Genomic DNA, 12,037 nt, shown 5'->3' with positions numbered 1-12,037 from the left:
CGGACGCGTAGCGTTGTCCGGGCGCCGCCCGTCGATGCTATCCGCGTCCGATGTCCACCCGCACGATCCGAACCGGCCCCGAGGGGCCCAGGAGGTACCCATGACCGCCCCGGTCGACCCGTCCGAGCAGTTCGCCGCGTACGCCCACCCCGAGCGACTCGTGTCGACCGCGTGGCTCGCCGAACGGCTGACGGCCGCGGAACCCGGTCAGCACGACCTCGTCGTCGTCGAGTCCGACGAGGACGTGCTCCTGTACGAGACCGGCCACATCCCCGGCAGCGTCAAGATCGACTGGCACACCGACCTGAACGACCCGGTGCAGCGCGACTACATCGACGGCGAGGCGTTCGCGCGCCTGGTCGGCGGCAAGGGGATCGCGCGCGACACGACGGTCGTCATCCACGGTGACAAGAACAACTGGTGGGCCGCGTACGCGTTGTGGGTCTTCACCCTCTTCGGGCACGAGGACGTCCGTCTGCTCGACGGCGGGCGGGCGAAGTGGGTGGCCGAGGGTCGCCCCATGACGACGGACCGGACCGAGGTGACGCCGGTCGAGTACCCCGTGGTCGAGCGGCGGGACAGCGCCGTCCGCGCCTTCAAGGAGGACGTCCTCGCGCACCTCGGCGAGCCCCTGATCGACGTCCGGAGCCCCGCCGAGTACTCGGGTGAGCGCACCACGGCACCGGACTACCCGGAGGAGGGCGCGCTGCGCGCCGGCCACATCCCGACCGCCACGAACATCCCGTGGGCGACCGCGGCGGCGCCGGACGGCACGTTCCGTCCTCGAGCCGAGCTGGACGCCGTGTACCGCGACGGTGCGGGCATCGGCGACGACGACGCTGTGATCGCCTACTGCCGCATCGGCGAGCGGTCGAGCCACACCTGGTTCGTGCTCACGCACCTGCTCGGGATCCAGGACGTCAAGAACTACGACGGCTCGTGGACCGAGTGGGGCAGCGCGGTGCGCGTGCCGATCGCGACGGGCACCGAGCCGGGCGACATCCCGGCGGGACGGACCCGATGACCGACACGCTGCCCGCGTCGCTCGCCACGATCCGCGACGACTTCCTCGCGCTGGGGCTCCAGGACCGCCTGCAGCTGCTGCTCGAGTTCTCGGACGAACTCCCGGCGCTGCCGCAGGAGTACGCCGAGCACCCGGACCTGCTCGAGCGCGTCGAGGAGTGCCAGTCCCCCGTGTTCATCTTCGTCACGGTCGATGACGGCGTGGTCACGATGCACGCCACGGCTCCGCGCGAGGCCCCGACCACCCGCGGCTTCGCGTCGATCCTCGCGCAGGGACTCAGCGGACTGACCTCGGACGAGGTCCTGGCGGTGCCGGCGGACTACCCGCTGACGCTCGGACTCAGCGAGGCCGTGAGCCCGCTGCGGATCCGCGGCATGGTCGGCATGCTCGGCCGGGTGCAGCGGCAGGTCCGGGCGGCCGTCGCCGCGTAGGTCACGGTGCGTCCGAGGGAGACCGTGCCGACGCCGAGACCGACCGTGAGGACACTCCTCGCGAGGCGCGCCGACGACGCCGTTCCGGTCATCGCACGCGTCCTCTCTGCCGAGCAGACCGACGGACGGCGTGCCGCCCCTCCCGGTCCCGGCTCCGGAGCCTAGTCTGCAGAGGTGTCCGATACCCCTGCACCGACCGCGGAACCCGAGGCGTTCGCGCGCCTGCGGGCGTTCGTGGCCCAGGGCTCGACCCGGTCGGAGACGACCGTGACCGAGATCCCGTCGCCGAGCCGGGTGGCGCCGCACTCCTTCGCGTTGGCCGCCGACGTCTCGGGGATCGCTCACGGGGTCGACTCCGACCTCGGCACCGGTCGGTTCATCGCCATGTACGACCCGGCGGAGCCCGAGGGCTGGTACGGCCCGTTCCGCGTCGTCACGTTCGCCCAGGCGCCCCTCGAGCCCGAGATCGGGGTGGACGAGTTCGTCGCCGACGTCACGTGGAGCTGGCTCGTCGACGCCCTCGCGGCGCACGGTGCCGCGTACGACCACGCCTCCGGCACGGCGACCAAGATCATCTCGCGCGGCTACGGCGAGCTGAGCGCCCAGGGCGACGGCGCCCAGCTTGAGCTCCGTGCCTCGTGGAGCCCCACCGATGACGACCTCACGGCGCACGTGCGGGCCTGGGAGGACATCGTCGCGATGCTCGCCGGACTCCCACCGTCGTCGGACGGCGTCACCCTCCTCGCCCCGAGGCGGCTCGCCCGTGACTGACCAGCGCACGACGCCCGACGGAACGGACCCCGGCGTCGAGGACTCCCACGCGACCGTCCGCGTCATCGAGGACCTCGCGGCGTACCGGCAGGCCGTCGCGCACATCGCAGCCGGTCACGGTCCGGTCGCGGTCGACGCCGAGCGCGCGAGCGGCTACCGGTACTCCCAGCGCGCCTACCTGATCCAGGTCTACCGCCGCGGTGCCGGGGTGTTCCTGCTCGATCCGATCGCGATCAGGGCCGAGGACGCCGACGCGTTCGCCGCGCTCCAAGCGGTCATCGGGGACGAGGAGTGGGTGTTCCACGCCGCGAGCCAGGACCTGCCGTGCCTCCGCGAGGTCGGGCTCGTGCCGCGGCGCATCTTCGACACCGAGCTCGGAGCGCGGCTCGCGGGGCTCAGCCGCGTCGGCCTCGGCGCGGTCGTCGAGGAGCTCCTCGGGATCCACCTCGCCAAGGAGCACTCCGCCGCCGACTGGTCCACACGTCCGCTCCCCCAGGCGTGGCTCGTGTACGCGGCCCTCGACGTCGAGCTCCTCGTCGACCTCCGCGACGAGATGGCCGAGCGCCTCGAACGGTCCGGCAAGGCCCGCATCGCCGAACAGGAGTTCGCGGCGGTCCTGACGCGCGTGCCGAAGCCCGCGCGCGCGGAGCCCTGGCGCCGGCTCTCGGGGCTGCACACGCTCCGCGGACAGCGGTCCCTCGCGATCGCACGGGCGCTCTGGCAGGCGCGTGACGCCTACGCCCAGGCGGCGGACGTCGCGCCCGGGCGCACGATCCCGGATTCGGCGATCATCGCCGCCGCGGCCGCGAACCCGTCGTCGAAGCGCGAGCTGGGTGCCGTCAAGACGTTCTCCGGACGCGCGAGCCGCAGCGAACTCGACCGGTGGTGGGCCGCCGTCGAGGAGGGCCGGGCGACCACGGACCTCCCGTCGGTGCGTGGAACGGGTGAGCCGTCCCTCCCGCCGCCGCGTGCGTGGTCGGACCGCAATCCCGCGGCCGATCGCCGGTACAAGGCGGCGCGACCGGCGGTCGTGGCGCGCGCCGAGGAGCTCGCGCTCCCGGTCGAGAACCTGCTCACTCCGGACACCCTCCGGACGCTCGCGTGGGAGCCCCCCTCGCCCGTGACCCCCGAGACCGTCGCCGACGCGCTGGCCGCGCTGGACGCCCGCCCGTGGCAGATCGAGGAGACCGCGGACCGCATCGCCGCCGCGTTTGTGGCAGCCGGACAGGCCGACGAGCCGGGCGGCGAGTCCGCCTCGTAGGAACCGGCCAACCGACTCGCTCCGGGGTCGCGCCCGGCATAGCGTCGGCGATGATCGAGGAAGATCAGGAGGCTCATGTGACCAAGGCATCAGACGTCGTCTTCGTGGACGGTGTCCGGACCCCGTTCGGACGCGCCGGCGAGAAGGGGGTGTTCTGGAACACCCGGGCGGACGACCTCGCGACGCACGCGATGCGTGGTCTGCTCGACCGGAACCCGTCGCTGGACGGCGCCGCCGTGGACGACGTCGCGGTCGCCGCGACGACCCAGCAGGGCGACCAGGGACTGACGCTCGGCCGCACGGTCGGCATGCTCGCGGGCCTCCCGAAGTCGGTTCCCGGGTACGCGATCGACCGGATGTGCGCCGGCGCGATGACGAGCGTGACGACCCTGGCCGGGGCGATCGCGTTCGGCGCCGCCGACGTCGCGATCGCCGGCGGGGTCGAGCACATGGGTCGGCACCCGATGGGTTTCGGGGTCGACCCGAACCCCCGGTTCCTCGCCGAGCGCATGGTCGCGGGCGACGCACTCGTCATGGGCAACACCGCGGAACGACTGCACGACCGGTTCCCCGCGATCACGAAGGACCGCACCGACGCCTACGCCGTCCGCTCCCAGCAGCGGTACCAGGCGGCGTGGGAGGCCGGGAAGCTCCAGCCGGACCTCGTCCCCGTCGCGGTCGCGACCGGATCGGGCTGGGACGTCGTCGACCGCGACGAACCGCCGCGGCCCGGCACCACTCTGGAGGCCCTGGCCGCGCTGGGGACACCGTTCCGGCCCCACGGACGGGTCACCGCCGGCAACGCCGCCGGCCTCAATGACGGCGCCACCATGAGCCTCCTCGCCTCGGAGGACGGCGCGAAGCAGCACGGACTCCCGACGAAGATGCGCATGGTGTCGTTCGCGTTCGCCGGCGTCGACCCCGAGGTCATGGGCGTCGGACCCGTCCCGGCGACGGACAAGGCGCTCCGGAAGGCCGGGCTGTCGATCGACGACATCGGGCTGTTCGAGATCAACGAGGCGTTCGCCGTGCAGGTCCTGGCGTTCCTCGACAACTACGGCATCCCGGAGGACAGCGAGAAGGTGAACCCGTGGGGCGGGGCCATCGCGGTCGGCCACCCCCTCGCGTCGAGCGGTGTCCGGCTCATGACCCAGCTCGCCGCCCAGTTCGCCGAGCACCCCGAGGTCCGGTACGGGATCACGACGATGTGCATCGGACTCGGGCAGGGCGGCACGGTGGTCTGGGAGAACCCGGGCTTCTCGCGCAGCGCGGCACGGAAGGCGGCCTGACATGACCACGACCGGCACGAACGCCACCGCGGCACCGGACCAGGCCGTGCTCGACCGACTCGAGGCGCTCGCGGCCGACGAGGTCGTCACGAACGCCCACGTCAACCACGTGGCGCTGCCCTCCGGAGGCCGTCTGGCGCTCATCACACTCGACAACGGCAAGGACCACAAACGCCCCAACACGCTCGGCCCGCGGTCGCTCCGGGCGCTCGGCGAGGCGCTCGACCAGGTGCGCGCGGACGCCGCCGCCGGCACGATCCGCGCCGCGGCCATCACGGGCAAGCAGTACTGCCTCGCCGCCGGCGCCGACCTCTCCCAGGCCTCCCGCGTGCCGGACCGCGAGACCGCGCACGCGCTCGCCCGGCTCGGACACGACACCCTCCGGCGGCTCGGCGACCTCGGCGTGCCGTCGTTCGCCTTCGTCAACGGGATGGCCCTCGGCGGCGGACTCGAGGTCGCGCTGCACTGCACCTACCGCGTGTTCTCGTCCGCGGCGCAGGGCATCGGGCTGCCCGAGGTGTTCCTCGGGATCATCCCCGGCTGGGGCGGCGCGACGCTGCTCCCGCGGCTCATCGGGCCCGAGCGCGCGCTCCGCGTCATCGTGGAGAACCCGCTGAAGAACAACCGGCTCATGGACGGGCCCACCGCCGTCGAACTCGGCATCGGCGATGCGCTCGTGCCCTCGGCGATGTTCCTCACCGATGCGCTGCGCTGGGCCGACGGCGTGCTGTCCGGTCGGGTGACGGTGCAGCGCCCGAACGAGCCGGGCACCCTCGCCAAGGCCACCTGGGGCACGGTCGTCAAGGTCGCCCGAGGGCAGGTCACGGGCCGGATCGGCACCGTGCCGCGCTCGCCCCGGGTCGCTCTCGACCTCGTCGCCGCCGCCCGTTCCGGCAGCCTCGACGACCGGTTCGCGGCCGAGGACGACGCCCTCGCGGAACTCATCAGCGGCGACCAGTTCGCCGCGTCGATGTACGCGTTCGACCTCGTGCAGAAGCGCGCCAAGCGTCCGGTCGGCGCACCCGAGGCCGCTCCGCGGACGATCACGAAGGTCGGCGTGCTCGGTGCCGGACTCATGGCGTCGCAGTTCGCGCTGTTGTTCGCCCGCCGTCTCGGTGTGCCCGTGGTCATCACCGACCTCGACCAGGGCCGCGTCGATGCCGGGGTGGCCCGGATCCGCAGCGAGGTCGACGCGCTGCTCGGCAAGGGACGGATCTCGCCCGACGACGCCAACCGGATCGTGGGCCTCGTCTCCGGCACGGTGTCCCTCGAGCCGTTCGCCGACGCAGACTGGGTCATCGAGGCCGTGTTCGAGGAACTCGGCGTCAAACAGGACGTCCTCCGCCGGGTCGAGCAGATCGTCGCCCCGGACGCGATCCTCGCCACGAACACGTCGTCGCTCTCGGTCGAGGCCATGGCCGACGCGCTCGAGCACCCGGACCGCCTCGTCGGCTTCCACTTCTTCAACCCGGTCGCGGTCATGCCGCTCGTCGAGGTGGTCCGCGCACCGCGGACGTCGGACGAGGCCGTCTCGACCGCACTCGCCGTCGCGCGGACGCTGAAGAAGACCGCGATCATCACGGCGGACGCCCCCGGCTTCGTCGTGAACCGTGTGCTCGCCCGGGTCCTCGGCGAGGCGATGCGCGGCGTCGAGCAGGGCACCCCGTTCGAGGTCGTGGCCGAGGGCGCCGCGCCGCTCGGCCTCCCGATGTCGCCGTTCGAGCTGCTCGAACTCGTCGGTCTGCCCGTCGGCGCCCACGTGCTCGACTCCCACCACCAGGCGTTCCCCGACCGCTACTGGCCGGGCGACGGACTCCGGCGGCTCGCCGAGCACGGTGCCATCACGACGCGCGACAAGAAGGGCGCCGTGACCGGGTACGACCGGGTGGCGGTGGAACTCGTCGCGCCCGCGAGGAAGGACGCGACACCGTCGTCCGCGGCCGAGATCCAGCGACGCTTCGAGGACGGCCTCGCGGACGAGCTCCACCGCATGCTCGACGAGGGCGTCGTCTCCGCCGTCGAGGACATCGACCTCGGGCTGATCCTCGGCGCCGGGTACCCGTTCCACTCGGGCGGCATCAGCCCGTACCTCGACCGGGTCGGCGCGTCCGAGCGGGTGTTCGGCGGCACGTTCCACGACCCGCGGATCGTGGGTCCGGCCTCCCGCTGAGCGCCGCTCCGGCCGCGTCGCACCGGGGCATCCCGTTCGGAAACAGGGATGCCCCGGCGCGACCGGCACCCCGGCGGTGCGACGGCGGTCGGGGACCCCGCCGCCGTCAGCGCTGCGCCGAGCCCGACGACTCGCGAGCGGGGGCGGGTTTCGCCTTCGGCAGCTTCGTGCCCACGACCTGGTCGATCACGTCGCGCGCGATCGCCTGTGCCGACAGTCCGACCTGCTCGAGGATCTGGGACCGCGACGCGTGGTCGATGAACGCGTCGGGCAGCCCGAGCTCGTTCACCGCGGTGTCGACCCCGGCCGCGCGGAGGTCCTGCCGCAGGCGCGTCCCGATGCCCCCGACGCGGACGCCGTCCTCGAGCGTGATGACGAGCCGGTGGTCGCGCGCGAGGTCGACGAGCGAGGTCGCGATGGGCACGACCCATCGCGGGTCGACCACCGTGGCGCCGATGCCCTGCGCTTCGAGGAGCGCGGCGACGTCGAGCGCGATCGGTGCCATCGCCCCGACCGCGACGATGAGGACGTCCTCGGCGTCCGACGAGTCCGAGGCCGACCGGAGCACGTCCACGCCGTCCGCGAGGCGGTGCACCGCGGGGATGTCCGGCCCGACCGCGCCCTTCGGGAACCGCACGACGGTCGGGGCGTCGTCGACGGCGACGGCCTCGCGGAACTCCTCGCGGAGGGTGCTGGCGTCACGGGGCGCAGCGATGCGGATGCCCGGGACGACCTGCAGGATCGCGAGGTCCCACATACCGTGGTGGCTCGGCCCGTCCGGACCGGTGACGCCGGCGCGGTCGAGCACGAAGGTCACGCCGGCGCGGTGCAGGGCGACGTCCATGAGGACCTGGTCGAACGCGCGGTTCACGAACGTCGCGTAGAGCGCCACGACCGGGTGCAGTCCGCCGAACGCGAGCCCCGCTGCCGTGGTGACGGCGTGCTGCTCGGCGATCCCCACGTCGTACACGCGCTCCGGGTGCCGCTCCTGGAACCGGTGCAGTCCCGTCGGCCGGAGCATCGCCGCGGTGATCGCGACGATGCGCTCGTCGTCGTCGCCGGCCTGCGCGAGTGCCTCCGCGAACACGTCCGTCCAGGCGGGTCCGGCGCTCGCGCTCTCGAGTGACTCGCCCGTCTCGGGGTCGATGTGCCCGACGGCGTGGAACTGGTCGGCGACGTCGCGGAGCGCGGGCTCGAAGCCGTGCCCCTTCTCCGTGATCGCGTGCACGATGACCGGCGTCCCGTAGTCCTTCGCCTGCCGGAACGCGGCTTCGAGCGCGCGCTCGTCGTGGCCGTCGACCGGTCCGATGTACTTGATGTCGAGGTTCGAGTACAGCGCCTCGTTGTTCGTGAACCGCGACAGGAACCCGTGCATGCCGCCCCGGAGTCCCCGGTACACGGCACGTCCGGGATGCCCGAAGTGGCTCGCGAAGCGTTGGGTGCGCTCGTACATCTCGCGGTACTCACGCCGCGTCCGCACCTGGTTGAGGAACCGTGCCATGCCGCCGATCGTCGGCGCGTAGGAGCGGCCGTTGTCGTTGACGACGATGACGAGACGGCGGTCGTTGTCGTCCGAGATGTTGTTGAGGGCCTCCCACGTCATGCCGCCGGTGAGCGCGCCGTCACCGACCACGGCCACGACGGTGCGATCGCTCTGCCCGGTGAGCTGGAACCCCCGCGAGATGCCGTCCGCCCACGACAGCGACGACGACGCGTGCGAGGACTCGACGATGTCGTGCTCGGACTCGGATCGCTGCGGGTACCCGGCGAGACCGCCCTGTGTCCGCAGGCCGCTGAAGTCCTGTCGCCCCGTGATGAGCTTGTGGACGTACGACTGGTGCCCGGTGTCGAACACCATGGGGTCGTGCGGCGAGTCGAACACCCGGTGCATGGCGAGGGTGAGTTCCACCACGCCGAGGTTCGGCCCGAGGTGCCCGCCCGTCTTCGCCACCTCGGCCACGAGGAACGTGCGGATCTCCGCTGCGAGCTCGACCATCTGGGTGTCGGACAGACGCTTCAGGTCGCGTGGCGACCGGATGCCGGACAACAGGCTCACGGACGCTCCTTTCGTGGGCGAACGCTCAGTGTATTCGCGCCACCGCAGAACGGTCTGGTTGCTGGCGGCGCGGGGCTCGTCGCGCAGATGGTGACCTGGACGGACGGGAGGGACGGTGCCAGTCGCACCCTCCCTCCCGTCCGTCCACCGGTCACCTAGACGAGCGAGCGGAGCACGTACTGCAGGATGCCGCCGTTGCGGTAGTAGTCGGCCTCGCCGGGGGTGTCGATGCGCACCACCGCGTCGAACTCGACGGGCTGGGCACCCGCGGGCGAGTGCTCACTCGGCGTCGCGGTGACGTGCACCGTGCGCGGGGTCGTCCCGTCGTTGAGCTGCTCGAGCCCCGAGATCGACACGACCTCGGTGCCGTCGAGTCCGAGCGAGTCCGCGGTCTCGCCCGCCGGGAACTGCAGCGGCACGACACCCATGCCGATGAGGTTCGAGCGGTGGATGCGCTCGAAGCTCTCCGCGATCACCGCACGGACGCCGAGCAGGTTCGTGCCCTTCGCCGCCCAGTCGCGGGAGGACCCGGATCCGTACTCCTTGCCGCCGAGGATCACGAGCGGGACACCCTGCGCCTGGTAGTGCTGCGACGCGTCGTAGATGAACGCCTGTGCACCCTCCGGGGTCGTGAAGTCCCGCGTGTACCCGCCCTCGACGCCGTCCAGCAGCAGGTTCTTGAGGCGGATGTTCGCGAACGTCCCGCGGATCATGACCTCGTGGTTGCCGCGGCGCGACCCGTACGAGTTGAAGTCCTTCCGGTCCACCCCGTGCTCGGCCAGGTAGTGCCCGGCGGGGCTGTCCGCCTTGATGGACCCGGCGGGCGAGATGTGGTCGGTCGTGACGGAGTCGCCGAGCTTCGCGAGCACCCGGGCGCCGCTGATGTCCGACACCGGGGTGGTCTCGATCGTCAGGCCCTCGAAGTACGGGGGCTTCCGGACGTAGGTCGACTCGGCGTCCCACTCGAACGTGTCACCGGTCGGCGTCGGCAGGGACTTCCAGCGGTCGTCGCCCTCGAACACCGAGGCGTACTCGTGCGTGAACATCCCGGTGTCGATCGAGTGGTCGATGACCTCCTGCACCTCGGCCGCGTCGGGCCAGATGTCCTTGAGGTACACCGGCTCCCCCGACTGGTCCGTGCCGAGCGCGTCCGCGTCGAAGTCGAAGTGCATGGACCCGGCCAGCGCGTACGCGATCACGAGGGGCGGGGACGCCAGGTAGTTCATCTTGACGTCGGGGTTGATGCGCCCCTCGAAGTTCCGGTTGCCGGAGAGCACCGCGGTCACGGCGAGGTCGTTGTCCTGCACCGCCTGCGAGATCTCGTCGGGCAGCGGGCCGGAGTTGCCGATGCACGTGGTGCAGCCGTAGCCGACCGTGTAGAACCCGAGGTCCTCGAGGTACCCGGTGAGCCCGGCCTTCTCGTAGTAGTCCGTGACGACCTTCGACCCGGGCGCGAGCGTGGTCTTGACCCACGGCTTCGACTTCAGGCCCTTCTTCGCGGCGTTCCGGGCGAGGAGCCCGGCCGCGAGCATGACCGACGGGTTCGACGTGTTCGTGCACGACGTGATCGCGGCGATGGCGACCGCGCCGTGGTCGATCGTGAACGCGTCGCCGCCGTCGAGCGCCACCCGGACCGGCTTCGACGCCGTGTTCGGCGCGCTGGCGGCGTGGAGCGGGACCTCCGACGGCTGGGCGTCCGCGTCGTCCTGGACGGCGTGCTCGTCGCCGGGCGCGACGGCCACCGGGTCCGACGCGGGGAACGAGTCGGCGACGGCCTTGTCCTCTTCCGACGGCGTCATCGTGGCGTAGTTCGCCAGGTCGACCTCGAACTGGTCCTTGGCGACCGAGAGCTCGATCCGGTCCTGGGGGCGCTTCGGTCCGGAGATCGACGGCACGACCGTCGAGAGGTCGAGCTCGAGGTACTCGGAGTACGCCGGCTCCACCGAGGGGTCGTGCCAGAGGCCCTGCGCCTTGGAGTAGGCCTCGACGAGGGCGATCTGCGACTCCTCGCGCCCGGTGAGGCGCAGGTACTCGAGCGTGACGTCGTCGACCGGGAAGATCGCGGCGGTCGACCCGAACTCGGGGCTCATGTTGCCGATCGTCGCGCGGTTCGCGAGCGGCACCTGGGCGACGCCCTCGCCGTAGAACTCGACGAACTTGCCGACCACGCCGTGCTTCCGGAGCATCTGGGTGATCGTCAGGACGACGTCGGTCGCGGTGACGCCGGCCGGGATCGCACCGGACAGCTTGAACCCGACGACCTTCGGGATGAGCATCGACACCGGCTGACCGAGCATCGCCGCCTCGGCCTCGATGCCGCCGACGCCCCACCCGAGGACGCCGAGCCCGTTCACCATGGTGGTGTGCGAGTCGGTGCCGACGAGGGTGTCCGGGTAGGCCGTCAGCTCGCCGTCGATCTCGCGCGTGTAGGTGACACGGGCGAGGTACTCGATGTTCACCTGGTGGACGATGCCGGTGCCCGGCGGGACGACCTTGAAGTCCTCGAACGCGGTCTGCCCCCAGCGGAGGAACTGGTACCGCTCGCCGTTCCGCTCGTACTCGATGTCCGTGTTGACCTGCAGCGCGTCAGCACGCCCGAAGAGGTCGGCGATCACCGAGTGGTCGATGACGAGCTCGGCCGGTGCCAGGGGGTTGATCTTCGTCGGGTCCCCGCCGATCTCCGCCATCGCCTCACGCATGGTGGCCAGGTCGACGATGCACGGCACGCCGGTGAAGTCCTGCATCACCACGCGCGCGGGCGTGAACTGGATCTCGGTGTCGGGCTCCGCGGTCGGCACCCAGGAGCCGAGCGCGCGGATCTGCGCCTCGGTGACGTTCGCGCCGTCCTCGGTGCGGAGCAGGTTCTCGAGCAGGACCTTCAGGCTGTACGGGAGTCGCTCGTGCCCGGGCACGGTGTCGATGCGGTGGAACGCGTGGTCGACACCCCCGACCGTGAGGACGTCCTTCGAACCGAAGCTGTTCAACGCAGCCATCGTGCCGCCTCCCTTGCTGGTCGGGTCCGCTCCGTCGCGGGC

8 protein-coding genes are annotated in these 12,037 nt (G+C 71.8%); 6 read left to right on the top strand and 2 right to left on the bottom strand.

Annotated elements, in window-relative coordinates; genetic code table 11:
• Nucleotides 1–100 precede the first annotated feature (100 nt).
• The 6 genes from DEI93_RS07390 (at nt 101) to DEI93_RS07365 (ending at nt 6,946) form a co-directional block, all read left to right on the top strand.
• On the top strand, nt 101–1,024 hold the full coding sequence (locus DEI93_RS07390; protein WP_111012495.1) for a sulfurtransferase: 924 nt from the start codon (nt 101–103) through the stop codon (nt 1,022–1,024).
• Nucleotides 1,021–1,455 carry a SufE family protein gene (locus tag DEI93_RS07385; RefSeq protein ID WP_111008812.1) on the top strand — a complete coding sequence of 145 codons (435 nt, stop codon included), beginning with the start codon at nt 1,021–1,023 and terminating at the stop codon, nt 1,453–1,455. Before DEI93_RS07390 ends, DEI93_RS07385 begins: the two co-directional genes overlap by 4 nt.
• A 174-nt stretch (nt 1,456–1,629) precedes the next feature.
• Nucleotides 1,630–2,226 (top strand): DUF3000 domain-containing protein, encoded by a 597-nt coding sequence (locus DEI93_RS07380; RefSeq protein WP_146244338.1) that lies wholly within the window; start codon nt 1,630–1,632, stop codon nt 2,224–2,226.
• The gene (locus DEI93_RS07375) at nt 2,219–3,487 is read left to right on the top strand and encodes an HRDC domain-containing protein (RefSeq protein ID WP_502868540.1); all 1,269 of its coding nucleotides are present in this window, start codon (nt 2,219–2,221) and stop codon (nt 3,485–3,487) included. Before DEI93_RS07380 ends, DEI93_RS07375 begins: the two co-directional genes overlap by 8 nt.
• Nucleotides 3,488–3,564: 77 nt before the next feature.
• Nucleotides 3,565–4,776, top strand: coding sequence for a thiolase family protein (locus DEI93_RS07370; protein ID WP_111008810.1), 1,212 nt, complete (start codon nt 3,565–3,567; stop codon nt 4,774–4,776).
• Between the two features lies 1 nt (nt 4,777).
• Nucleotides 4,778–6,946, top strand: coding sequence for a 3-hydroxyacyl-CoA dehydrogenase NAD-binding domain-containing protein (locus DEI93_RS07365; protein WP_111119080.1), 2,169 nt, complete (start codon nt 4,778–4,780; stop codon nt 6,944–6,946).
• Between the two features lie 106 nt (nt 6,947–7,052).
• Here the strand turns inward: DEI93_RS07365 and dxs are convergent, their stop codons facing one another.
• Both dxs and DEI93_RS07355 read right to left on the bottom strand, forming a co-directional pair.
• On the bottom strand, nt 7,053–9,002 hold the full coding sequence (gene dxs, locus DEI93_RS07360; protein WP_111026032.1) for a 1-deoxy-D-xylulose-5-phosphate synthase: 1,950 nt from the start codon (nt 9,000–9,002) through the stop codon (nt 7,053–7,055).
• A gap of 155 nt (nt 9,003–9,157) precedes the next feature.
• Nucleotides 9,158–11,995 carry an aconitate hydratase gene (locus DEI93_RS07355; protein WP_111119081.1) on the bottom strand — a complete coding sequence of 946 codons (2,838 nt, stop codon included), beginning with the start codon at nt 11,993–11,995 and terminating at the stop codon, nt 9,158–9,160.
• Between the last annotated feature and the right edge of the window lie 42 nt (nt 11,996–12,037).

Origin of the sequence: Curtobacterium sp. MCBD17_035, from assembly GCF_003234815.2 — a bacterium.
In the GTDB taxonomy this organism is placed as follows: domain Bacteria; phylum Actinomycetota; class Actinomycetes; order Actinomycetales; family Microbacteriaceae; genus Curtobacterium.
This window is presented reverse-complemented; position numbering and strand designations above follow the sequence as displayed.